The sequence below is a fragment of the Pseudonocardia sp. ICBG601 genome (assembly GCF_020496245.1).
Window position 1 is genome coordinate 468,150 of the sequence record NZ_JAHLJA010000152.1, and the last position, 23,753, is coordinate 491,902.

20 protein-coding genes and 1 riboswitch are annotated in these 23,753 nt (G+C 75.7%); of the genes, 10 read left to right on the plus strand and 10 right to left on the minus strand.

Translation table 11 applies throughout. From position 1 onward, the window contains the following. The gene (locus KPL57_RS52560; protein WP_226357897.1) at window positions 1–402 is read left to right on the plus strand and encodes a nucleotidyltransferase domain-containing protein; all 402 of its coding nucleotides are present in this window, start codon (window positions 1–3) and stop codon (window positions 400–402) included. A gap of 266 nt (window positions 403–668) precedes the next feature. On the opposite strand, the gene KPL57_RS52565 is transcribed toward KPL57_RS52560, so the two are convergent. Beyond that, the gene (locus tag KPL57_RS52565) at window positions 669–1,811 is read right to left on the minus strand and encodes a Glu/Leu/Phe/Val dehydrogenase dimerization domain-containing protein (RefSeq protein WP_073574454.1); all 1,143 of its coding nucleotides are present in this window, start codon (window positions 1,809–1,811) and stop codon (window positions 669–671) included. A 326-nt stretch (window positions 1,812–2,137) separates the two neighbouring features. Here KPL57_RS52565 and KPL57_RS52570 point away from each other — a divergent pair, with 326 nt between their 5' ends. From KPL57_RS52570 to KPL57_RS52600, 7 genes are all read left to right on the plus strand, one after another. Beyond that, window positions 2,138–3,088 (plus strand): LysR family transcriptional regulator, encoded by a 951-nt coding sequence (locus KPL57_RS52570; RefSeq protein ID WP_226357898.1) that lies wholly within the window; start codon window positions 2,138–2,140, stop codon window positions 3,086–3,088. Between the two features lie 124 nt (window positions 3,089–3,212). Next, on the plus strand, window positions 3,213–4,751 hold the full coding sequence (locus tag KPL57_RS52575) for a molybdopterin-dependent oxidoreductase (protein WP_226357899.1): 1,539 nt from the start codon (window positions 3,213–3,215) through the stop codon (window positions 4,749–4,751). Window positions 4,752–4,883: 132 nt separating this feature from the next. Continuing rightward, a complete protein-coding gene (locus tag KPL57_RS52580; protein ID WP_226357900.1) occupies window positions 4,884–5,558 on the plus strand; it encodes a fasciclin domain-containing protein in 675 nt (224 codons plus the stop codon). Between the two features lie 69 nt (window positions 5,559–5,627). Next, the gene (locus KPL57_RS52585; protein ID WP_226357901.1) at window positions 5,628–7,169 is read left to right on the plus strand and encodes a sulfite oxidase; all 1,542 of its coding nucleotides are present in this window, start codon (window positions 5,628–5,630) and stop codon (window positions 7,167–7,169) included. 51 nt (window positions 7,170–7,220) lie between these two features. Continuing rightward, window positions 7,221–10,373 (plus strand): arabinosyltransferase domain-containing protein, encoded by a 3,153-nt coding sequence (locus tag KPL57_RS52590; protein ID WP_226357902.1) that lies wholly within the window; start codon window positions 7,221–7,223, stop codon window positions 10,371–10,373. An 85-nt stretch (window positions 10,374–10,458) separates the two neighbouring features. Then, on the plus strand, window positions 10,459–10,857 hold the full coding sequence (locus KPL57_RS52595) for a VOC family protein (RefSeq protein ID WP_217266850.1): 399 nt from the start codon (window positions 10,459–10,461) through the stop codon (window positions 10,855–10,857). Window positions 10,858–11,118: 261 nt separating this feature from the next. Beyond that, complete coding sequence (locus tag KPL57_RS52600; RefSeq protein WP_226357903.1) at window positions 11,119–11,607, plus strand: carbonic anhydrase; 489 nt, start codon at window positions 11,119–11,121, stop codon at window positions 11,605–11,607. Window positions 11,608–11,686: 79 nt separating this feature from the next. Here KPL57_RS52600 and KPL57_RS52605 read toward each other — a convergent pair whose 3' ends face one another. After that, window positions 11,687–12,523: a helix-turn-helix domain-containing protein gene (locus tag KPL57_RS52605; RefSeq protein WP_226357904.1), complete on the minus strand. Its 837-nt coding sequence runs from the start codon at window positions 12,521–12,523 to the stop codon at window positions 11,687–11,689. A 46-nt stretch (window positions 12,524–12,569) separates the two neighbouring features. On the opposite strand from KPL57_RS52605, the gene KPL57_RS52610 reads away from it, so the two are divergent. Next, window positions 12,570–13,490: a TIGR03564 family F420-dependent LLM class oxidoreductase gene (locus tag KPL57_RS52610; RefSeq protein ID WP_226357905.1), complete on the plus strand. Its 921-nt coding sequence runs from the start codon at window positions 12,570–12,572 to the stop codon at window positions 13,488–13,490. 184 nt (window positions 13,491–13,674) lie between these two features. On the opposite strand, the gene KPL57_RS52615 is transcribed toward KPL57_RS52610, so the two are convergent. The 8 genes from KPL57_RS52615 to KPL57_RS73000 all read right to left on the minus strand — a co-directional run bounded on the left by KPL57_RS52615 (window position 13,675) and on the right by KPL57_RS73000 (window position 21,986). Continuing rightward, window positions 13,675–13,878: a hypothetical protein gene (locus KPL57_RS52615; protein WP_062396219.1), complete on the minus strand. Its 204-nt coding sequence runs from the start codon at window positions 13,876–13,878 to the stop codon at window positions 13,675–13,677. A 129-nt stretch (window positions 13,879–14,007) separates the two neighbouring features. Next, the gene (locus tag KPL57_RS52620; RefSeq protein ID WP_226357906.1) at window positions 14,008–15,633 is read right to left on the minus strand and encodes an ABC transporter ATP-binding protein; all 1,626 of its coding nucleotides are present in this window, start codon (window positions 15,631–15,633) and stop codon (window positions 14,008–14,010) included. Further along, a complete protein-coding gene (locus tag KPL57_RS52625; RefSeq protein ID WP_226357907.1) occupies window positions 15,630–16,529 on the minus strand; it encodes an ABC transporter permease in 900 nt (299 codons plus the stop codon). Before KPL57_RS52625 ends, KPL57_RS52620 begins: the two co-directional genes overlap by 4 nt. Beyond that, the gene (locus tag KPL57_RS52630) at window positions 16,526–17,473 is read right to left on the minus strand and encodes an ABC transporter permease (protein WP_226357908.1); all 948 of its coding nucleotides are present in this window, start codon (window positions 17,471–17,473) and stop codon (window positions 16,526–16,528) included. Before KPL57_RS52630 ends, KPL57_RS52625 begins: the two co-directional genes overlap by 4 nt. Then, complete coding sequence (locus KPL57_RS52635) at window positions 17,470–19,104, minus strand: ABC transporter substrate-binding protein (protein WP_226357909.1); 1,635 nt, start codon at window positions 19,102–19,104, stop codon at window positions 17,470–17,472. Before KPL57_RS52635 ends, KPL57_RS52630 begins: the two co-directional genes overlap by 4 nt. Continuing rightward, window positions 19,101–20,480, minus strand: a complete 1,380-nt coding sequence (locus KPL57_RS52640; RefSeq protein ID WP_226357910.1) for an NtaA/DmoA family FMN-dependent monooxygenase — start codon at window positions 20,478–20,480, stop codon at window positions 19,101–19,103. Before KPL57_RS52640 ends, KPL57_RS52635 begins: the two co-directional genes overlap by 4 nt. After that, window positions 20,477–21,748: an LLM class flavin-dependent oxidoreductase gene (locus KPL57_RS52645; protein ID WP_226357911.1), complete on the minus strand. Its 1,272-nt coding sequence runs from the start codon at window positions 21,746–21,748 to the stop codon at window positions 20,477–20,479. Before KPL57_RS52645 ends, KPL57_RS52640 begins: the two co-directional genes overlap by 4 nt. A gap of 139 nt (window positions 21,749–21,887) precedes the next feature. Continuing rightward, on the minus strand, window positions 21,888–21,986 hold the full coding sequence (locus KPL57_RS73000; RefSeq protein ID WP_318299301.1) for a putative leader peptide: 99 nt from the start codon (window positions 21,984–21,986) through the stop codon (window positions 21,888–21,890). 5 nt (window positions 21,987–21,991) lie between these two features. After that, window positions 21,992–22,087, minus strand: a riboswitch (SAM riboswitch). Window positions 22,088–22,657: 570 nt separating this feature from the next. On the opposite strand from KPL57_RS73000, the gene KPL57_RS52650 reads away from it, so the two are divergent. Then, on the plus strand, window positions 22,658–23,752 hold the full coding sequence (locus tag KPL57_RS52650) for an ABC transporter substrate-binding protein (RefSeq protein WP_226357912.1): 1,095 nt from the start codon (window positions 22,658–22,660) through the stop codon (window positions 23,750–23,752). Window position 23,753: the final 1 nt, after the last annotated feature.

A 23,753-nucleotide genomic window follows, 5' to 3' on the forward strand; every position in this document is an offset into this window, starting at 1 on the left:
ATGACCGTCGTGGATCCCGATCTCGACCCGGTGTTCACCGCGCACGACGTCGCGGTGGCCTACCTGTTCGGGTCGCGCGCCACCGGGACCGCGCGGCCGGACAGCGACCACGACGTGGCAGTGCTGTTCGCCGGTGAGCCCGCTCCCGTCGCCACCGAGCTGCTCGCCGCCGACCTGGCCGCCCTGCTCGGGACCGGGGTGGACGTCGTCGACCTCGGGCGGGCGGGCCTCGAGCTGCGCGGCCGGGTCGCGGAGTCCGGCCGGCTGCTGTTCAGCGCCGACGAGGTCGCACGGGTCCGGTTCGAGGTGGACGCCCGGATGCGCTGGATCGAGTTCCGCCCCGTCCTGGAGGAGACGACCCGTACCTTCCTCGCCCGTGTCGCGCGGGAGGGGTTGCGCTGATGGTCGACACCGACCGCGTGCGCCGGTTGCTGGTGATGCTGGAGCGCTACCGAGACCTCCTCGCCGAGGACGCCCCCCGACCCGTTCCGCCGCCGCCGTAGTCCTGCGGGGTCCGGTGGGCGCCTTCGCCACCCGCATCGCCGCCCTCGCCGCCTGACACCGGGCCCGCGCCGGTCCCCCGGCACGCCGCGGCGCCCCGTCCCGACGCGCGGCCCCCGGTGCACGGGGTGCCGCGCGGCGTCACGGGGCGCCGCGGGTGGAGCGGGTCAGGGGATGACGACCGGCCCGGTGGTCGGGGCGGGGTCGTCGGCCCAGCGGTGCCCGGTCTCGCGCGGGGTGACGCCGTCCTCGGACCACGCGGCCAGCAGCTGCGCGACCTTGGCGTGCATCACGGTGCGCAGCCGGTCGAAGGAGTTCTGCGGGTCGTCGTCGACCTCACCGAGCAGCAGCCACCAGGCCCAGGCGACCGCACCGGCGTTGGCGACGAAGTCCGGCAGCACCGGCACGCCGCGGGCGGCGAGCATGGCCTCGGCCTCCGGGGTGGTCGCGGCGTTCGCGGCCTCGACGACCACGCGGGCGCGGACGTCGTAGGAGTTGTCCGGGGTGATCGCGTAGGAGATCGCGGCCGGCACCAGGATGTCGACCTCGGCGGAGAGGATCGCGGTGCGCGGGAGCTGCTCGACACCGGCGGGCAGCCGGGTGCGGTCGATCTCGCCGAAGCCGTCGCGCAGGTCCAGCAGCGCGGGCACGTCGAGCCCGTCGGCGCAGTGCAGGGTGCCCGCGGCGTCGGCCAGCGTGGTGACCTTCATCCCGGCCTCGTACAGGTAGTAGGCGGCCGCACCGCCCATCGTGCCGACGCCCTGGATCGCGACCGTGGTGTCGGCCGGGATCTGGCCCCAGGACACCGCGGAGGCCAGGCAGGCGTGCGCGACGCCGTAGCCGCCGATCACGTCGCCCAGCTCGAACCCGCCGTCGACCTCGGCGGTCAGCCCGGTGCGCACCCGCTCCAGGGTGGCGGCCGGGTCGGCGGCGCGGCTGATCGCGGCGTGGTAACTCTGGCCGAGGCCGATCTTCTCGAAGACCTCGTCGATCAGGTGCTGCGGGACGCCGAGGTCCTCCGCGGTCACCCAGTGCGCGTCGATCCAGGGGCGCATGGCCTCGCAGAACCGCTCCAGCACCTCGACGGCGCGCGGGTCCTTCGGGTCGAAGTCGATGCCGCCCTTGGCCCCGCCGATCGGCAGGTCGAAGGTGGCGGTCTTGTTGGCCATGCCGCGTGCGAGGTCCTCGACCTCGGACAACGTGCAGCCGGCCCGCATCCGGGTGCCGCCGGTGGCGAGCCCGGCCCGCAGGGTGTGCACGACCAGGTAGCCGACGGCGCCGGTCACGGCGTCGTTCCACTGCAGGCGCATGTACGGCTCGGGGCGGCGGACGACCGGAGCGACGGTGGGCGCCGGGGCGCCGGAGACGTACGGGGCGGCCGTGGCCGCCGTCTGCGGGGTGCTCCCGGCCGGGTTCTGCATCGTCGTCATGGCGACCCACCTCCTGCTCGTGCTGCACCGGTCGTCGCCGCCAGGGGCCGTTCCGGTCTCGTCGACATCGCGGACCTCGTCGTCCCCCGGCCGCAGTCGTTCCCGACCGGTGGCCCCAGGTTGCGGTCGCACCCGGCCCCGCGTCCATTTACGGATCATTCACGGCGCTGTTCACCGTTCCTGCACAGCGCAATAGGCTCAGCCACATGGAGCTGTCCCTGTCTCGGCTGCGGATGCTGCGCGAGCTGCACCGGCGGGGAACCATCACGGCGGCGGCGACCGCGCTGCACTACACGGCGTCGGCGGTGTCCCAGCAGCTCGCGCAGCTCGAGCGCGACGTCGGGACCCGCCTGTTCGAACGGAGAGGTCGCCGGGTCCAGCTCACCGACCTCGGGGTCCTGCTGGCCGAGCACGCCGAGGAGATCCTCGCCTCGGTCGAGCGCGCCACCCAGGCCCTGGAGGAGGCGGGCGAGACCGTTGCGGCCAAGCTCACCGCCGGGGTGTGGGCCTCGGTCGCCTCGGGCCTGCTGCCCGACGCGCTGACCGCGCTGGCCCGTACCCACCCCGGTGTCGAGGTCCGCACCCGCGAGCTCGCCCCGGAGGAGACCGCGGCCGCGGTGCGCGACGGCGAGCTCGACCTGTCGTTCGTCATCGACTACTCGAACTACCCGATGACGTGGGACAAGGGCCTGGAGCGAGCGGTCATCGCCGTCGAGCGGGTCTACGCGGCGGTGCCCGCCGGGGCGGTGCCGGCCGCGAGCGTGATGCTGTCGGAGCTGGCCGAGCACCCGTGGATCGTCTCGCCCGCCCGGTCGCACTTCGGGCAGGCGGCCCGGCTGGCCTGTCAGAGCGCGGGCTTCGAGCCGCGGATCGACCACGAGGTCGAGGAGCAGGCCACCGCGATGGCGATGGTCGCGGCCGGGCTCGGCGTCACCCTGGTGACCGACCTGGGCCTGGCGCTGCGCCCGCCGGGGGTCGACATCGTCGCGCTCGGCGACTCCCTGACCCGCACGGTGTCGCTGGCCTACCGCACCACCACCGCACGACGCGCCGCGCTGCCGCTGGTGATCGAGGCCGTCCGGACCGCGGCGGCGCAGAAGGGGCTCGGCGCCGACGTCCCGGTCCCGGCGCAGCCGGACTCGCTCGGCCTGACCTGACCCGTTCCGCGGCGGAATCGTCGGAACCCGGTCGAACCGTTTCCGCCGCCGGTTCCGAAGAACGGTCGTGCTGACCGAGAACCGGACCGAGGGAAACGGGCCCCTGGCCCTTCCGTCGCGTTCCGTGGCGATCCTGGTGGAACTGCTGGCGATCGCCGCGGCGGTGGCATCGGGGCACCTCGTGGCGGCCCTGGTGGCGCCGGCGTCGTCGCCCTTCGTGGCCGTCGGCGACGCGGTCGTGCGGCTCTCGCCGCAGCCGGTCGTGGAGTTCGCCAAGTCCGCGTTCGGGACGGCCGACAAGCCGGTCCTGCTCACCGGGATCGGCGTGCTGCTGGTGCTGCTCGGCGCACTGGCCGGGCTCGCGGCGCGACGACGGCCCGCGGTGGGGACCGCGGCCGTCGCCGCGCTGGGGCTGCTCGCGGTGGCCGCGGTGCTGACCGGTCCGGTGCCGACCGCGACCGACCTGCCCGCACCGGTCGTCGCACTGGTGGTGGGCGTGGCGGTGCAGCGGGGGCTGGACCGCCTCGCCCGCCGTCCCGGTGGGACACGCACCGAGGGCGGCGGGAGCGGTGCCGGGGTCCCCCGGCGCACCGTGCTCGCCGGGGCCTCGGCCGCCGTCGCCGCCGGGACGCTCGTCGCGGGCGGCGCCGGCCTGGCGCTGTCCTCCTCGGGCAGCGGGATCGCGGCCTCGCGGGCCGCGCTGACCGGCAGGCTGGCCGCGGCGACGCTCGCCGAGACCGCCCCGCCGGTGCCCGCCTCGGCCGCGTTCCCCCAGCTCGGCACCGTCCCGTTCGTGACGCCGAACGCCGACTTCTACCGGATCGACGTCGCCCTGACGATCCCCGCGGTCCGGGCCGAGGACTGGTCGCTGCGGGTGCACGGCCGGGTCGGGCGCGAGCTCGTCCTCACCGTCGACGACCTGCTGCGACGCCCGTTGGTGCAGCGCACGATCACGATGACCTGCGTGTCCAACACGGTCGGCGGGAACCTGGTGTCCACCGCGGACTTCGTCGGCGTCGAGCTGGCCCCGCTGCTGCTGGAGGCCGGCGTCGACCCGTCCGCGGACCAGATCGTGTCCACCAGCCGCGACGGCTGGACCGCGGGCACCCCGACCGCGACCGTGCTGGAGCCCGGCCGCGGCGCGCTGCTCGCACTCGGCATGAACGGCGAGGCGCTGCCGGTCGAGCACGGCTTCCCCGTGCGCATGGTCGTCCCCGGCCTCTACGGCTACGTCTCGGCCACCAAGTGGCTCGCCGACATCGAGCTGACGACCTTCGCCGAGCGCAGCGTCTACTGGCGCGACCGGGGCTGGGCCGAGCGCGCCCCGATCAAGACCCAGTGCCGCATCGACGCCCCGGTCGGGTTCTCGAAGCTCCCGGCCGGACGTGTGCAGGTCGCCGGGGTCGCGTGGGCACAGCCGGTCGGGATCACCGCCGTCGAGGTCCGCGCCGACGACGGACCCTGGGTGCGCGCCGAGCTGGCCACCGAGGTCAACCCGAACACCTGGCGGATGTGGCGGGCCGAGCTCGACCTCTCCCCCGGCAGCCACACCCTCACCGCCCGCGCCACCGACCGCCGCGGGCTCGTTCAGACCGACGTCCGCGTCGAACCGATCCCGGACGGCGCGACGGGCTGGCCCAGCACCATCGTCACCGTCGTCTGAACCGATTCCCGAGGCTCTCGGAAAAAAGATCCGGAAACTTCCCGGAGACCCCGAACCGCCCGGCCCCACAGCCCGAACAATTCATCGACAGTCCACACAGGACAGACAGTTTCCTCGAAAGGGAATTCAGCCATGCGCGCCTCTCGCACCCTCGCCACCGTCGGCCTGCTCGCCGCCCTCTCGCTCGGCCTCACCGCCTGTGGCGGCGGCAGCGACTCCTCCACCCCGCCGGCCGCGGCCCCGGCCTCCTCCTCGGCGCCGGCGACCACCGCCGCCGCCGACGGCGTCACCACCAACGACGACGTCTTCGGCCCGGCCTGCAGCCAGCTGCCGCAGGGCGACGAGCCCGGCTCGCTCGACTCGATGGGCCCGCAGCCGGTCGCCACCGCCGCGAGCACCAACCCGCTGCTGACCACGCTGGTCACCGCCGTCGGCAAGGTCCCCGGCCTGGCCGACACCCTGAACCAGCAGAAGGGCATCACCGTCTTCGCCCCGGCGAACGACGCCTTCACCGCGGTGCAGAAGCAGCTCGGCGACGAGAAGTTCAACGCCCTGCTGGCCGACACCTCCGCGCTGCAGGGCCTGCTCTCCTACCACGTGACCCCGGAGCGCCTGGACGCCGCGGGAATCGTGGAGAAGAAGACCCTGACCGAGCTGGCCGGCGGTGACCTCACCATCGGCGGCACCGCCGAGGCCCCCACCGTCACCGACGGGCAGGGCAACACCGCCAACATCCTCTGCGGCAACATCCCGACCGCGAACGCCACCGTGTTCGTGATCGACAAGGTCCTCATGCCCAAGAGCTGACGACCGACAGCACGACACGACGGGCCCGGGGTGCGAACCCCGGGCCCGTCGTCGTACGAACACCCTGGTGTGACCGCGACCCCGATCCGCCCCGCCGAGTCCCTCACCCGGCCGCGGGCGGTGGTCACCGGTCTTCTCGGCGTCGGCTCGGCCCTCGCCGTGGGCGACCTCGTCGCGGGGCTGGTGGCGCCGGCGTCGTCGCCGTTACTGACCGTCGGCGACCAGTTCGTCCGGCTGACCCCGGAGTGGCTGAAGCAGTTCGCGATCGCCACGTTCGGCACCGCCGACAAGCTCGCACTGCTGACCGGGATGGCGCTGGTGATCACCGGGCTGGCCGTGGCCGCCGGGCTCCTGGCCCGGCGACGGCCCGCCCCGGGCGTGGCGGTCGTGGTCGCGATGGGGGTGACCGCCCTGGTCACCACGGTGCTCGCACCCGCGTTCCGGCCGGTCGACCTGCTCGCCCCCGCCGTGGCGCTCCTCGTCGGGCCGACGGTGTTCCTCGCGGTGCACGCCGCGTTCACCCGGGCGGCCCGGGACGGCCTGGGCGCCGCAGCGCCGCTGTCGCGCCGGCGGGCCCTCTCGCTGGCCGGCGGGGTCGCGGTCGTGTCGCTGGGGGCGACCGTCGCCGGGCGGCTGCTCGCCGCCGCGCCGTCGACGTCCGGGCCCGCGGCACTCGCGCTGCCGCCCGCCCCGCCGGTACCGGCGCTCCCGCCGGACGCGACCCTGCCGGGCGCACCGGCCTGGCTGACCCCGACCGCGGACTTCTACCGGATCGACACCGCGCTGCAGGTCCCGCGGGTCGACGCCGCGTCGTGGACCCTGCGGGTGCACGGCATGGTCGAGCGCGAGCTGACCCTCTCCCTGGACCAGCTGCGGGCCCGCCGGGTCGTCGAGGTGCCGATCACGATGGTGTGCGTGTCCAACCCGGTCGGCGGCGCGCTGATCTCCAACGCGCGGTTCACCGGGGTGCGCCTGGCCGACCTGCTCGCCGAGGCCGGGGTCGGGCCCGGGGCCCAGCAGCTGCTGTCCACCAGCGTCGACGGGTTCACCACCGGCACCCCGGTCGACGTCGTCACCGACGGCCGCGACGCCCTGCTCGCGTTCGGCATGAACGGCGAGGCGCTGCCGGTCGAGCACGGCTTCCCGGTGCGCATGGTCGTCCCCGGCCTCTACGGCTACGTCTCCGGCTGCAAGTGGATCACCGACATCGAGGTGACCACCTGGGACGCGGCCACCCCGTACTGGGCCGAGCGCGGCTGGGCCCGCGAGGGCCCGGTGAAGACCCAGTCCCGCATCGACACGCCGGTCGCCGGGGCGTCGGTCCCGGCCGGGCGGGTCGTCGTCGCCGGGACGTCGTGGGCGCCGCACCTCGGCATCACCCGGGTCGAGGTCGCCGTCGACGGCGGGACCTGGGTCCCGGCCCGCCTCGGCGCTGACGTCGCTGCCGACACCTGGCGGATGTGGCGCACCGAGATCGAACTGGGACCCGGCGAACACACCCTGCGCGTGCGCGCGACCGACCGGACCGGCACGGTGCAGACGGAACGGGAACAGGTCTCGATCCCCGACGGCGCGACCGGCCGGCACACGGTGCCGGTCACCGCGGTCTGACGGGCGGGCCGGCCCCGCCGCGCTCCCCCCGCCGAGTCGATCCGGAAGTCGATGCACCCCTCAGCCCACCCCGCCCCGCCGTCCGTCCCCCGCCGCCTGGTGGTCGCGACCCTGCTCGCCGGCCTGCTCGCGGGCCTGCTCGCCGCGCTGGTGCCGTTCGCCCCCGTCGACACCCGCAGCACGACCGTGACCTGGCCCCGGGCGGGCGAGCAGCCGGTGTCGACGACGGCGGCGTTCCAGCCCTACGCGCCGGAGGCGGTGCGCGTCGACGTCGGCTGCCGGGTGCTGCGCGCCGCGCAGGCCCGCTCCGCCGACACCGGGACGGCGACGACCGTCGTGGCCTCGGAACGGCCCGGTGCAACCGGGATCGGGTTCGCCGTGCTCACCGGACCGGGCGGGGAGCTGCGGGTCCTGGTCGGGGGCCGTGAGCTGCTGCGCGCCCCCGTCCCGCCCGGCGACGACTGCGGGCTGGTCCTCGACACCGACGAGGCCGGGTCCCGGGTCACCCTCGGCGACGCCGCCCCGCGCGCCTTCTCCGGCGACGTCGTACGCGCGGTCGCCGCGTTCACCACCCAGCTCTCCCCCGCCGACGCCGACGGCCTGCGGGTCACCGCGCGCACCGCGGACTGGTTCGCCGCCGCGTCGTCGCCGGCCAAGACCGCGCTGATCGGGCTGCAGTGGCTCGCCGCCGCCGTCGCCGCGGTGCTGCTGGCCCGCCTGGCCGGTGACCGGTTCCGGCGCCGCCGTGGCGCGGCCCGGCTCCGGCGGGCCCGGCTGGCCGCGGTGGGCACCCCGGCCGGGATCGGGCGGGCCGCCGCGGACGTGCTCGTCGTCGTCACCCTCGCGGTGTGGACGGTGCTCGGGCCGCTGTCCACCGACGACGGCTTCACCGAGGCGATCGCGCGCAACGCGACCGGCACCGCGACCGGCGACTTCGGCAACGTCTACCGCTGGGGCAACGCCTCGGAGGCGCCGTACACGCTGGTGATCCGTATGGTCCGGGCGCTCGCCGAGACCGGGGTGGGGCCGCTGGTGCTGCGCGTGCCGTCGGTGCTCGCCGGGATCGCGGTGTGGCTGCTGCTGTCGCGGGTCGCGCTGCCGGCGGTGCTGGCACGCCACCACCGCCGGGCCTGGGTGCGGGGCACGCTCGGCGTCGCGCTGCTGGCGTGGTGGCTGCCGCTGAACCTCGGGGTCCGCCCGGAGCCGTTCGCGGCGCTCGCGACGACCGCGGCGCTGTGCTGTGCGCTGCGCGCCGCCGCCCGGCCCGGGCGCCGCGGCGGGACGTGGACCGCGGCCGCCGCCCTGGCCTCGGGGCTGGCACTGGCGGTGACGCCGTCGGCGGTGACCGTCGCCGGTCCGCTGGTGCTGCTGCTCCCGGCGCTGTGGCGGCGGGTCACCCGCCACGGCGGCGGGGGGCTCGCAGTCGGAGTCGCGGCGACCGTCGCCGCGGCCGGGATCGCCGCGGCCGGGCTCACCCCCGTCTTCACCGGGCAGAGCCTGTACACGGTCGCGCGGGCCACCGAGATGCACCAGTTCTACGGCCCGGCCACACCGTGGTTCCAGGAGCTGCGCCGCTGGAGCTACCTGCTGGGGTTCGGCACCGAGCAGGGCGGCCTCGGCCGCCGGGTGCCGGTGCTGCTCGCCGTCGCGATGCTGGTCGCGGCGCTGCCGCTGGTCGCCCGCGGCGCGCACCGGTGGGGTCCGGGTCTGCGGTGGACACCGGTCCCCCTGGCCGGGCTCGCACTCGGGTTCGTGCTGCTCACCCCGGCGCCGTCGAAGTGGACCCACTACTTCGGGACGCTCGCCGGGACCGGGGCGCTCGCCGTCGCCGCGGGGGCGGTGCTGGTGGTGACCGCGGCCCGGCGGCCCGCCGACCCGACCGTGCGCGGCGCGGCCGCCGCCGGGACCCTGGCGGCGGTCGTGCTGGCCGCGCTGGCCTTCTCCGGACGCAACGAGTGGTTCCTGTGGTCGGGCTGGGGCGTGCCGCGCGCCGACGGGCCGTTCGCGCCGCTGAACTCGCCCGCGGTGTGGGCCGTGGTGGCGGTGGCGGTGCTGGTGGTGTCCACCGTCGCGGGACGACGACGGCACCGGACACGGCGGGAGTCCACGGCCCGGGCCGCGGCGGCGCTGCCCGCCGGGGTCGTGGTGGTCGCCCTGGTCACCGGGGTGTCGGTGGTGGTGGCGTCGTTCGTCGTCGCCCCGGTGCGCCAGGGCGGGGGCTACAGCGTCGGCGGACAGATGTGGAGCGAGCTGACCGGCCGCGACACCTGCGGGATCCTCGACCACGTCACGGTTCCGGTCGACGCGGGCGCGCTGCCCGCCGCGGGCGGCGCCGACACCCTCACCGGGTTCGCCGAAGGCCGTGGCTGGGTCGACGCCCCGCCGCGCGGCGAGCTCGCCTGGGGCAGTCTCGACGGCGGCCCGGGCACCACCGGCGAGCTCCGGACCCGCTGGTTCACCGTCGCGCCGGGACCGGGCGACCGGGTGCTGTCGGTCGACGTCGCCGGGCGGACCGGGCAGGGCAACACCCTGGAGCTGGAGTACGCCCGCGCCGGGTCGCCGGGCCCGGACGGGCGCGTGTCGCTCGACGACACCGCGACCGGTGCCCGCGGCACCTACCCCACCGAGCGGGTGCAGGAGGCCGTGCCGCTGGACCGGCCGGCCTGGCGCACCGTGCGGGTGCCCGTCTCCGCGTTCCCGGCGGACGTCGACCGGGTGCGGGTGCACGCCGTCGACACCGCCGTCGGGCCGGGCGGCTGGGTGGCCGCGGCCGCCCCGCGGATGCTCACCCCGGCGCCGGTGGTGCCGATGCTGCGCGACGCCGACGGCCCGGTCTACGTCGACTGGTCGATCCTCTGGTCGGCGCCCTGCCTGCGCGACCTGCCCGCCGTCCGGGCCGGGCTGGTGCAGACCCCGCGCTACCTGGTGCTGGGCCCGTCGTCGCTGGGGTTCGCCGTGGACGTGTCGTTCGCCGACGTCGCCGGGGGCAGCTTCGCGGCGATGCGCCGCACCACCACCGAGCAGGTCGTCGCGACCCGGATCGACACCGCCGACGACCCGGACCAGGCCGACTGGGGCTCGGTCACCCGGATCGACACCGACCTCGCCGTCGACGCCTACGACGTCACCTCGGTCCCGGTGCGCCGCTGGGGCTGGGAGGGCGACCGGACCCCGGTCGGGTACCCGGCCCTCCCGGCACCGTGACCACCCTCCGGTCGGAGGGGGCCCACGGCCGCGTCCGGCTGATAGACACATGCGGACACCCGCACGCAACGAAGCGAGGGACACCGTGGCCTTCCCCGGTCTGCAGCACGTCGCCCTGACCGTCAGCGATCTCGAACGCAGCACGCGCTGGTACGCGGCGCTGTTCGGCACCGAGCCCGTCCTGGACGAGGACGAGGAGGGCGGCCGCTTCCACCACACCGTCTTCGCCCTCGACGGCGGGATGCTGTTCGGTCTGCACACCCACCAGGGCCGCGAGTCCGGCGAGCCGTTCGACGAGGAGCGCACCGGCCTCGACCACGTCGGCTTCGCGGTCGGCTCGCACGCCGAGCTGGAGCAGTGGGCGCAGAAGCTGACCGAGCTCGGGATCGCCCACGAGGGCGTCAAGAAGGCGCACTACGGCAGCGGCGTCTCCTTCCGCGACCCGGACAACATCGCCCTGGAGTTCTTCACCGGGCCGGAGTGAACCGGTGCGGGGCGTGTCCGGACACGCCCCGCCGCACGCCCACCCGGTGGACGGCTCCTTGCTCCTGACCGGGTATCGCGATCGAATCATGCGGTGATGCGCACCCTGCTGGAGCCGTTCTGGCCGGGCCGGCGTGTCGTGGCGTTCGACGAGCTGTGTCGGTGGGCCGCGTAGCGACCCCGAGGGGTCGCCGCGTGGCCGCCCCGTGCCCCGTGCGCGGGTACGACGCCCGCGCCACCGACCGCCCATCCGGAGGACCCCGTGTCCGTCACCGACGAACTGCTCGAGAACAACGCCCGCTACGCCGAGAGCTTCTCCGGCCCGCTCCCGCTGCCGCCGGCCCGCAAGATCGCGGTGGTCGCCTGCATGGACGCCCGGCTCGACGTGTACCGCGTCCTCGGTCTGAACGAGGGCGACGCCCACGTCATCCGCAACGCGGGCGGCGTCGTCACCGACGACGAGATCCGCTCGCTCGCGATCAGCCAGCGGCTGCTGGGGACCGAGGAGATCATCCTCATCCACCACACCGACTGCGGGATGCTGACCTTCACCGACGACGCGTTCAGGGCCTCGATCCGCGACGAGACCGGCATCAAGCCGCCGTGGGCCGCCGAGGCGTTCGACGACCTCGACGCCGACGTCCGTCAGTCGCTCGCCCGGATCCGGGCGAACCCCTTCGTCCCGCACACCGACGCCGTCCGCGGTTTCGTGTTCGACGTCGCGACCGGGCGGCTGACCGAGGTGGAGTAGGCCCGTCACACCCCGCGTGCGGTCGTCGCACCCGTCGCGACGGGTGCGGCGACGTCGCGAGGGGTGCGGCGGCAGCGGGTCAGGACGGCAGCAGCACCAGGACCGCCGCGCCCGGCACCCCGGCCTCGCCCAGCAGGTAGGCCGTCCGGTCGGCACCGCCCAGGCGCACCCGGGGCCGGCCGAACGCGCCGACGCCGCGGCACTCCCACAGCGGCGTCCACTCCGGTGCGTCGGCGCGCAGGGCGGCGCGGACCCCGCGGGTCCCCGGGTCGGTGGGGTCGAGATCCGAGGCCATCCGGAACCGGCGGTGCAGCGCGGCGAGCAGCCCGTCGGGACCGGGGCCGGGGCACGACGTCACCGCCGGGCCGGGGTCCGGCCCGAACCGGGCCCGCGCCGACGGGTCGGCCGCCAGCTGCCACAGCACGTGCCGCCGTCCCGGGTCGTCGTCGGCGGGCCGGCCGACCGCGGCCTCCCACGCGTCGTTGGCGGCGACGACGCCGAGCCGGGCGTCGAGCAGCACCGCCGGGTGATCGGGCCAGCTCGCGAGCACCGGGGCCAGCTCCTCCGGCGCGGTGCCCGCCGCCGGTCCCCCGTCGCGGGACAGCCGGGTCAGGTGGGCGATCCCGGGGGCGTCGATGCCCAGCACCCGGCCGACCGCGGTGAGGACCTCGTCGGAGGCGGTCACCCGCCCCTGTTCGAGCCACGTGTACCAGGTCAGACCGACCCCGGCGAGCGCCGCGACCTCCTCGCGGCGCAGCCCCGGCGTGCGCCGGCGGCCCCGGTCGGGCAACCCGACCGTCGCCGGCGCGACCCGCTCCCGGTAGGAGCGCAGACAGGCGCCCAGCTCACGGCGGCGGTCGGCCGTCGCCGTCCGGGACCGGGCCGTCGCCGATCCTGTCACCACGGGTACCCCCATCGGTTCGCTCCTGGTCCGGGCCCGGCCGTCGTCGCACGGTGGGTCCATGATCGGTATCGGTGTCAACCTCGCGGCCGGGCTCGAGGATTCCGGGTCGGCGAACCTGGTGGAGGAGATCGTGGACCGCGCCCGGGCGGTCGCCGCGGCGGGACTGCGCACGGTGTGGCTGCCGCAGGGCTACGGGTTCGACACGCTCACCCTGTACGCCGCCGTGGCCCGGGAGGTCCCCGACGTCGAGCTGGGCGCGTCGGTCGTCGTCGTGCAGCCGCGCCACCCGCGGGTGCTGGCCGCGCAGGCGCTGACCGTGCAGGCGGCATCGGGCGGGCGGCTCACGCTGGGGCTCGGGGTGAGCCACCCGGGGTTGCTGGAGGTCTACGGCGTGCCGTTCACGCGGCCGGTGGCCGCACTGTCCGACCACCTCGACGTGCTCGCCCCGCTGCTGCGCGGCGAACAGGTCCCCGGCTCGTCCGGTCCCGGGTCGGACCCGGCGGACACCGCGGTGCCGGGCGCCGCGCCGGAGGTCCCGCTGCTGCTCGGCGCGCTGGGCCCGCGGATGCTGCGGCTGGCGGGCGAGCGGACCACGGGCACCATCACCTTCCTCACCGGGCCGCGGACGATCTCCGGGCACGTCCGGCCGTTGCTCGACGCGGCGGCCGCAGGACGGCCGTCGCCGCGGGTGGTCGTCGGGGTGCCGGTGTCGGCGACGACCGCACCGGACCGGGTGCGGGCCGCCGCCGCGGCCGACTACGCGGCCTACGCCCGGCTGCCGTCCTACGCGGGGGTGCTGGAACGGGAGGGGCTGAGCTCGCCGGGCGGGCTCGTCGTCGCCGGGGACGAGGACGTGATCGCGGCCGGGATCGCCCGCTACGCCGACGCCGGTGCCACCGACCTGCTCGTCAGCCCGCTGGGCGACGCCACCGAGCGGGCGCGCACCGTCGCGGTCCTCGGCCGGATCGCCGCGTCCTGAGCGCCGCATCTCGGCGACGCCCGGATGCGCGGTCGCCCGCACGCCGACCGGCCCGCCGGCACCGGGGCGCGCGCCGAGATGCAGCCCAGCGGGCGCACGGGGTCGCCCTGCGCCTCCTGAGCTGCATCTCGGTGTCATCCCGGGCCCGCCGGGACGCGACTCGTGCCGCGTCCCGGCGGGACGGTCAGGCGACGCGCGGGCGGCGGCGCAGCGCCGTGCGGGCCGCCGCGAGCTGCTGGGCCACCTCGGCGGTGATCAGCTCGGCGTGCAGGGCGTCGTTGCCCGGGTCGCCGCCGCCGCGCAGCGCGCGGTGGCGCCGCACGAGGGCGTCGAGACCGTCGAGAAGCTGGGTTCCCGGATCAGCGGTGGGCAGGGTCGGAACGCTCATGGGATGTCTCCTGGTGACGAGGTGTCGGTGTCGATCCGTCGGGTCGATCGACCGGCCGACACAGCGTCGTGGACACCCTCACGTAGTCGATGTGACGCCGCCGGGACAGGACGGTGTTGATGTACCAGCTCACGGCGCCGCGGCTTTCCTGCCGGCGATCGCGGCTAGCAGCTCTCGGGTGTAGTCGTCCCGCGGGTCGTCGAACAGCTCCGCGGTGGGCCGCAGCTCGCGGAGCCGACCGTCGCGCATCACGCCGGTACGGTGCGCGACCCGCCGGACCACGGCGAGGTCGTGCGAGATGAACAGGTAGGACAGGCCGTCGCGCTGCTGCAGCTCCGCGAGCAGCTCCAGCACCTGGGCCTGCACCGAGACGTCGAGCGCGGACACCGGCTCGTCGGCGACGACGAGGTCCGGCGACAGGGCCAGCGCCCGGGCGATCGCGACGCGCTGGCGCTGCCCGCCGGACAGCTCCTCGGGCCGCCGGTCGAGCGTCCCGGACGGGAGTGCGACCCGGTCGACGAGCTCCGCGGCGCGGTCGGCCTGCTCGGCGGCCGAGCCGACGGAGAACGCCCGCAGCGGCTCGGTGACGATCTCGCGGACGGTGAACCGGGGGTCCAGCGAGGCGTAGGGGTTCTGGTAGATCAGCTGGGCGCGGCGGCGCAGCGCCCGCCACGCCTCGCCGCGGACGTGGGTGACGTCCTCGCCGCCCAGCAGCACCTGCCCGGAGGTGGGGTCCTCCAGGCGCAGCAGCAGCCGCGCGGTCGTCGACTTGCCCGATCCGGACTCCCCGACCAGGGCGACGGTCTCGCCGCGGGCGATCGTGAACGACACCCCGTCGACGGCGCGGTGGGTGCGCCGCCGCCACGAGCCGCGGACCCGCGGCAGCGGGAACTCCTTGACCAGGTCGCGGACCTCGGCGACCGGGGTCCCCGAGGTGTCGACGGCGGCCGGCTCCGGTGGGGCGGTGAGCGCGAGACCGGGGGCGGCGGCGAGCAGCTCCCGGGTGTAGGGGTCGCGGGCCCCGGTGAGCAGCTCGGCCGGGGTGCCCTGCTCGACGACCCGCCCGTGCCGCATGACGACGATCCGGTCGGCCCGGTCGGTGGCGACGGCGAGGTCGTGGGTGATCAGCAGCAGCGCGGTGCCGAGGTCGCGGCGCAGCGCGTCGAGGTGGTCGAGGATCCGCCGCGCCACGGTCGCGTCGAGGGCGCTGGTCGGCTCGTCGGCGACGACCAGCGCGGGCCCGGCGGCGAGGGCGATCGCGATGAGCACGCGCTGGCGCATCCCGCCGGACAGCTGGTGCGGGTACTGCCCGGCGCGGGTGTCCGGCTCGTCGAGCCCGGCCTGCCCCAGGAGCTCGACGGCACGGGCCGGTGCGGAGCGGCGGTCGGCGAGCCCGTGGGTGCGCAGCACCTCCGCGACCTGCACGCCGACCTTCTGCACCGGGTTCAGCGCGACGCCCGGGTCCTGCGGGACGAACCCGATCCGGGCGCCGCGCACCGACCGGTACGCCCGCTCGGACAGCCCGGTGAGGGTGGTGCCGTCGAGGGCGACGGTGCCGGCGGTGACGGCGCCTGCGACGGGCAGCAGCCCGAGCACCGCGGCGGCCAGGGTGGTCTTGCCCGACCCGGACTCCCCGACGACGGCGACGACCTCGCCGGGCGCGACGGTCAGGTCGACCCCGCGGACGGCGTGCACCGTCCCGCCGCCACCGGCGTAGGCGACCTCCAGGCCCTCCACCTGCAGCAGGGCTCTCATGCGGACCGCCCCCACTCGCCGTCCAGGGCGCGGGAGATGCGGTTGACCGACAGCACGGTCGCGGCGATGACCAGGCCGGGCATCGCGCACACCCACCAGGCGACGGCCAGGTAGTTGCGGCCGTCGGCGACCAGCGAGCCCCACTCCGAGGCGGGCGGTGGGGCGCCGTAGCCGAGGAAGCTCAGCGCGGACACCGCGAGGATCGCGAGGCCGAACTCCAGCACCGCGAGCACGACGACCGGCCCGGCCGCGTTGGGCAACACGTGCCGCCACAGCGAGACGTACCAGCGGGTGCCGACCGCGCGGGCGGCCTCGACGTAGAGGGCGCGGCGCACCCGCAGGGTCTCGGCGCGCATCACCCGGGCGAAGCTGGCGACGCTCGCCACGCCGACCGCGATCGCGACCTTCACCGTCCCGAAGCCGAGCGCGGTGATCAGGGCCAGCGACAGCAGGATCGCGGGGATCGCGAGGAGCACGTCGACGCCGCGCATGAGGATCTCGTCGACCCAGCCGCCGGCGAACCCGGCGAGCAGCCCGATCAGCCCGCCCGCGACGAGGGCGACGGCGACCGCGATCACCGTGGCCTGCAGCGACAGCGAGGCGCCGTGCACGACCCGGGTCCACACGTCGCGGCCGAGGTGGTCGGTGCCGAACCAGTGGCCCGGCCCGGGCGGGGCGAGCCGGTGCGCGGTGTCGCCGACGGCGGGGTCGCCGGGTGCGAGCAGCGAGGGCACGAACGCCGCGGTCAGCACGAGCAGCACGACCGCCGCGGCGAACACCAGCCCGGGCCGGGACCGCAGGAACCGTCCGAGCCGGGCCCGCGGCCGTCGTCCGGCCGGGGGCGGTGCGTCGCGGACGCCGGGCGCGACGAGGGGTGTGTGGTCGAGCAGGGTCATCGGGTACTCCCGGAGGCGACGGCGACCCGCGGGTCGAGCAGCGGGTAGGCGAGGTCGACGAGCAGGTTGACCACGACGAACGCGAGCGCCGCGAACAGCACGACCCCCTGGACGACGGGGATGTCCTGGGCGCCGACCGAGGCGACGGTGAGCCGGCCCAGGCCGGGCCGGGTGAACACCGTCTCGACGACGACGGACCCGGCGAGCAGGTTGCCGACGACGTACCCGAGCACGGTGAGGGCGGGGATCGCGGCGTTGCCCAGGGCGTGCCGCAGGTGCACCGCGGCCTCCCCCACCCCCTTGGCGCGGGCGGTCGTCACGTAGGGCGCGTCGAGTGCCTGGGTGAGGCTCTTCGCCAGCACCTGCGCGACGAGCGCACCGGTCGGGAGCCCGAGGGTGACCGCCGGGAGGATCAGCGACTCCGGTCCGCGGTCGCCGACCGAGGGCAGCCAGCCGAGGGAGAACGAGAACAGCTGCACCAGCATCAGCCCGACCCAGAACACCGGCAGCGACACCGCCAGCGACGGCAGCGACGCCAGCACCTGCCGCAGCCACGGCGTCCGGGCCCAGGTCGCGGCGAGCGCGACCGCGGTGCCGCCGACGACGGCGACGAGCAGCCCGGCGGCGGCGATCTGCAGGGTCGGCGGGAGGGCCTCCGCGACCGCGGTCCGCACGTCCTGCCCGCTGGCGAACGACGTCCCGAGGTCACCGTGCAGCGCCGCCCAGAGCTTCGTCACGTACTGCACCGGCAGCGGCTGGTCGAGGCCGTAGCGGGCGCGCAGGGCGTCCAGCTCGGCCGGCGACACCGGCTCGCCGTCGCCCGAGGCCATCGTCGCGACCGGGTCGCCGGGCAGCAGGTAGAGCACGACGAAGCTGACCGTCCACGCCGCCCAGAGCACGACGGCGGCGAGCCCGAGGCGACGCAGCAGGTACGGGACGGTCATCGCGCGTCGGACTTCCAGGCGTCGTGCAGCTGGATGCGCGAGGACGCGTCGAACGCGACGCCGTGCGCGTCCGGGCCGACGCCGAGCACGGTGGTGAGCTCGACGACGGGCGCGGTGTCGAACCGCTCGGCGAGCAGCTTCTGCGCCTGCCCGGCGAGTGCCGCGCGCTGCGCCGGATCGACGGTGGCTGCCTGCGCCACCAGCGGGGCCTGCAGCGGACCGGCGGGCAGCCGGTAGCGGTTGGTCCCGTCGGCGCCGTAGGTCGACCGCAGGATGTCCGGGTCGGCGCGGGTCAGGTTGCCCCACGCGGCGACGAAGTCCCCTCCGTCGAGGACGGCCTGGGTCTCGGCGATCTGGATCTCGCGGAGCTGGAGGTCGATCCCGATCCGGCGCAGCTGCTGCTGGATCAGCTCCAGCGCGGGCTTGGTGGTGCCGATGTTCTGGGCGAACGTCAGCGGCACGGTCAGGCGCTGCCCGCCCTTGGCGCGGATGCCGTCGGGCCCGGGCACCCACCCGGCGCGGTCGAGCGCGGCCGTCGCGGCGGCCGGGTCGTAGCCGACGAGCGCGGACTGGTCGGCGTAGGACGGCGTCGTCGACGACAGCGGGGAGGTCGCCGCGCGCGTCTGGCTCGGGTAGACCGCGGCGACGACCTCGTTGCGGTCGATGCCCCGGCTCACCGCCTCGCGGACGGCGGCGTCGACGCCGAGCGGGGTGCCCTGGTTGAACGTGATCCCGAACGGCAGGCCCGGGTTCGGCCGGGCCGGGAGCTGGACGCCGGCCCCGGTGAGCGGGGCCTCGTCCTGCTGGCCGACGCTGGCGATCGCGTCGACCTCGCCGGACTGCACGCTGCCCGCCCGCACCCCGGACTCGGGGACGACGCGGAACTCGGCCCGGTCGAGCCAGGCCTCGCCGGGGTGGGTGAACAGCTGCGAGCCCCAGTCGTAGCCGGCCCGCTTCGCGAGCACGGTGACGTCGTTCTTGGCGTAGCGCTCGATCGTGAACGGGCCGGAGCCGACGACGCCGGCGCAGCGCTCGTCGTCGGAGCGGGCGGCGCTGGCCGGGGACAGCAGGCCGAGGCTGTGGGTGGAGGTGCCCTGCAGGAACTGCACGTTGGGCTTCGCGAACCGGACGGTGAACCCGGTGGGGCTCGTGACGTCGGTGCCGGTGTACCCGGCCAGGTACCCCTTGGGGAGGCTGCCGCGGGCGCCCAGCTTCACCGCCCGGTCGAGGTTCGTCCTCACCGCGGCCGCGTCGACCGGCGCACCGTCGGAGAACGTGGCCCCGGGGCGCAGCGTGAACGTCCAGGCGGTGGCGTCGGCGTTCGACGACCAGCGGGTCGCCAGCCAGGGCACGATCGCCCCGGTGGACGGGTCCTGGTCGGTGAGCGAGTCGACGACCTGGCGCAGCGAGTAGATCGAGTCGTTGCTCTGCACCTGCTGCGGGTCGGCGCAGCCCTGGTCCGAGGAGACCGCGAACACCAGCGTCCCACCCGGCTGCGGCGGGCCCGCGTCGGCGGCGGCGCCCCCGGCGCCGGAGCCGCAGGCGGTGAGGGTGAGCGCGGTGGCGGCGAGCAGCACCGCCGACCGGCCGGCGGGCAGGTCCCGCCACCATCCGCGACGACGGCGCGTCACGACGCCACCGCCGGGCGGCGCTCGCCGAACCGCGACGGGCTCGCGAGTCCGAGGTGCTCGCGCAGCGTCGCGCCGGGGGTGTAGTCGGTCCGGAACACTCCGCGCTCCTGCAGGATCGGGACGACCTTCTCCACGACCTCGTCGAGGCCGGACGGAGTGACGTGGGAGCCGAGGATGAAGCCGTCGGAGGCGTCGGCCTGCACGTAGCGGTCGATCTCGTCGGCGACGTGCTCCGGGGTCCCGACGAACACCGCGCGGTCGAAGACGTGCTTGACGGTCTCGCGCAGGGAGTACCCGTGGGCGGCGGCGAGCTCGCGCCAGGCGGCGACGGTCGCGTGGGCGTCCTGGGTCAACGGGGCCCGGCCCTCGATCCACTTCGGGGCGTCGGGGGTGGGGTCGACGTCGGGCAGCGGGCCGTCCGGGTCGTAGGCGGACAGGTCCCGGTTCCACACCATCTCGGCGAGCACGATCGAGGTCCACGGGTCGACCTGCTGGTCGTGGATGTGGGCGTGCCGTTCGCGGGCCTCGGCGTCGGTGTCGCCGAGGACGACGCCCGCGCTGGGCAGGATCCGCACCTCGTCGGGGTCGCGGCCGGCCTTCCGGACGCGGGCCTTGACGTCGTCGTAGAAGGCGCGGGCCTCGTCGAACTTCTGGTAGCGGGAGAAGATCGCGTCGGCGGACGCGGCGGCGAAGTCGCGCCCGGCCGGGGACTCCCCGGCCTGCAGCACCACCGGGTGGCCCTGCGGGCTGCGCGGGGTGGTGAAGCGCCCGGCGATGTCGAACTGGTTGCCCGAGACCGCGAAGTCGCCGACGTGGCCGTCGCGCAGGAAGGTGCCCGACGCGGGGTCGGCGACGACGGCGTCGGAGCCCCAGGAGTCCCACAGCGCGCGGACCGCGGCGAGGGTCTCCCCCGCGCGCTCGTAGCGCTGGTGGTGGCCGAGGAACGCGCCGCGGCGGAAGTTCTCGCCGGTGGGGGCGTCGGAGCTGGTCACGACGTTCCACGCGGCCCGGCCGCCGGAGAGCAGGTCGAGCGTGGCGAACTTGCGGGCCAGCTCGTAGGGCTCGTTGAAGGTGGAATTGATCGTCCCGGCCAGCCCGATGTGCTCGGTGACCGCGGCCAGCGCGGCGAGCACGGTGAAGGTGTCCGGGCGCCCGACGACGTCGGAGTCGAACACCTCGCCGCCGCGGGTGCGCAGCCGCAGCCCCTCGGCGAGGAACAGCAGGTCGAGCTTCCCGCGCTCGGCGGTGCGCGCCCAGTGCTCGAAGGACTCCCAGTCGATGTGGCTGCCGGAGGCGGGGTCGCTCCAGACGGTGTCGTGGTTGACGCCCGGGAAGTAGGCGCCGAGCACGATCTGCTTCCTGCCGGTCCTGGTCATGCGGTCGCTCCGGAGAGTGCGGGGTTGAACGCGGTCACGGCGTCGACCCGGGCGCCCGGGGCGTAGCGGCTGACCGGGCGGGTCAGGCCGAAGCGCGCGCGCAGGGTGGTCTCGCCGTAGGTGGTGCGGAAGGCGCCGCGGGCCTGGAGCTCGGGCACCAGGCCGTCGACGACCGCGTCGAGGTCGGTCGGGAGGACGGCCGGGCGCAGGCGGTAGCCGTCGAGGCCGGCACGGCGCCAGGACAGCAGGGTGTCGGCGAGCCCGGCCGGGGTGGTGGCGAGGACGGCGGCGTCGGAGGAGAGCGGGTCGAGGGCGTCGAGGCGGGCGAGCCGGTCGCGAGCGGCGCGCTCGGTCGCCTCGAGGACCACGACGACGTCGCCGAGGATCCGCAGCGGCGGTGCGGTGCGGCCCACGGCGGCCTCGGCGGCCCGGACCTGGGCGACGATGCGGGCGGCGTCGTCGGCGTCGTGCGGGGTGGTGAACACGACGTCGCCGACCCGGGCGGCGAGCAGCGCCGGGGCGTAGCCGTGGGCCAGCGAGACGACCAGCGGCTGGCCCTGCGGCGGGCGCGGCACGATCGACGGCCCGGCGACGCCGAAGTGCTCCCCGGCGAAGTCGACCCGGTGCAGCTTGTCCCGGTCGACGAAGCGCCCGGTCAGGGCGTCGCGGATCTCGGCGTCGTCCTCCCAGGAGTCCCAGAGCCTGCGCACCACCTCGACGGCGTCGGCGGCCTCGCCGAACAGCTCGGCGACGAGCTCACGGGCGGCCGGGGTGTCGAGGTCGGCGCGGCGCAGGCCGGGGACGGTGCGGCGGCCGAAGTGGGCGGCCTCGTCGGCGCGCACCGAGGTCTGCACCCGCCAGCCGGCGCGGCCGCGGCTGTCGTGGTCGAGGGTGGACAGCGCCGACGCGACGTGGAACGGCTCGGTGTGGGTGGTGGTGACGGTCGGGACCAGCCCGATCCGTGAGGTCAGCGGCGCGAGGAAGGCGGCGACGAGGGAGGCGTCGAGCCGGCCCTGCACCCGGTCGGTGCGCCGGTCGGCGCCGCTCAGGTGGTCCCCGGACTGCAGCCCGAGTGCGTCCTCGATCGTGAGCAGGTCCAGCAGCCCGCGCTCGGCGGTGCGGGCCAGGTCGGTCCAGTAGCGGGCGGTGAACAGCTCGCCGGGGCGGGCGCCGGGCTCGCGCCAGGCGGCGGGGTGCCAGCCGGCACCCTCGAGCGCGACGGCCAGGTGCAGAGGGCCGTCGCCGGTGGTGGTGTCCGATGTGGACATACGGCATCGCTTTCTCGTCGCACGGGGGCACGACGGGACGACAAGGACGTCGGGGCGGCCCGCGGGACGCGGCGGCCGGGACGGGTGGCCGTCGTGGACGGCCGGGACGGGGTGGGCGGGGCGCCCTGCGGGACGCCGGTCAGGCCCGACAGGTGGCGCCCGCGACCCGCATCAGGTCGACGTGGCGGCGGTACCGGGGATGGTGCGCGGCACGCACCTGCTCGGCGACCGTGCGCATGGGTTCCTCCATCGAACCCGGCTGGAGCACCCGCTCCCGCGTGCTGCGGGGGGTTGCTGCGGCGTCGTCGAGCCGGGTCTCTCGGCCGCTCCGGATGGTGTGCGACCCGACTGTAGGTTTCCGGTGCCCGACGGTGTCAACCCGCATCACAGTCGAGTGACCTGCGCCGCAGCAAGTCTCCCGACCTGCGGAACCGCCACCCGGATGCCAGGGAAGATGTCCGGACACGCTGACCGTGTTCCTGGTTGGTGGACGCCGGGTTGTCCGGAGAGGTGACCACCGCGCACCCTGGTCGGGTGACGATGAGCCAGCGGCGGCCCTCGCGCCCCGCACGGCTCGTGGGGGACGCGACGGCCCCCGTCCCCCAGCGGCAGGCGCGCACGGCGTGGCGCGCTGTGCCCCTGCGCCCTACCGGCCTCGAGCCGTTCTGGCCGAGCCGGCGCGCGCCCGCCTACAGCGAACTCTGTCGCTGACCGGTCTCCCGTCCCGCGGGCCGTAACGCCACGCCCCCGGCGTGCGAGGCACCCGCCGGACCGGGAACCGCCCGCCGGACACCACTCCGGCCCGCCACCCGTCCCGTACCCCGGCACGCCCTCCCAGGGCCGGCCGGCCCCGGCGCGCAGCGGTCGTCCCGACCGCCCGCCGCCCCCACGGAAGGACCCCGTCCCGCGATGTCCCCGCACGTCCTGCGTCCCGGATCCCGGGCGCGCACCGCCGCCGTCCTGCTCGCGCTGCTCACCGCGCTCGGGCTGCTGGCCGGCTGCTCCCGCGCCGACGAGAGCACCACCGCCGCGGGAGCCACCTCCCCCGCGACCGAGGTCCGCCTCGGCTACTTCCCGAACATCACCCACGCCCCCGCGCTGGTCGGGGTGAAGCAGGGCCTGTTCGCCGCCGAGCTGGGGAACACGAAGCTCACCACCCAGACGTTCAACGCCGGCCCGGACCAGGTCAACGCCCTGCTCGGCGGCTCGATCGACGTCGCGTTCATCGGTTCCGGCCCGGCGATCAACGCCTTCACCAAGTCGAACGGCGAGGCCGTGCGCCTCGTCGCGGGATCCACCTCGGCCGGCGCCCAGCTGGTGACCAGCCCGGACATCACCTCCCCCGAGCAGCTCAAGGGCAAGATCATCGCGACGCCGCAGCTGGGCAACACCCAGGACATCGCGCTGAAGACCTGGCTGTCGGAGAACAAGCTCCCGATCGGGCAGGGCCCGGCCGCGGTGACCGTGCAGAACATCGAGAACCCGCAGACCCTCGACCTGTTCAAGCAGGGCAAGGTCGCCGGCGGCTGGCTGCCCGAGCCGTGGAGCTCGCGCCTGGTCGACGCCGGGGCGAAGGTCCTGGTCGACGAGAAGTCCCTGTGGCCCGGCGGGAAGTTCCCGACGACCGTCGTCATCGTCCGGACCGAGTTCCTCCAGCAGCACCCGCAGACCGTCGAGGCGATCCTGCGGGGCGAGCAGAAGGCCATCGCGCTCATCCGCGACAACCCCGCCGAGGCGAAGACCGTCTCCAACGAGGCGATCGGCGAGATCACCGGCAAGCCGCTGGCGGCGAACATCCTCGACCGCGCCTTCACCGAGCTGTCCTTCGACTCCGACCCGCTCGCCTCGACCTTCCCGCAGCTGGCCAAGGACTCGGTCACGGCGGGCATCGCGAAGAGCGAGGCGAACCTGACCGGCTTCCTCGACCCGGCTGCGGTCGACGCGGTCCGGACCAGCTCCGGGGAGACCGCCGTGGACCCGGCCGGTCTCGCCGCCGCGAACTGAC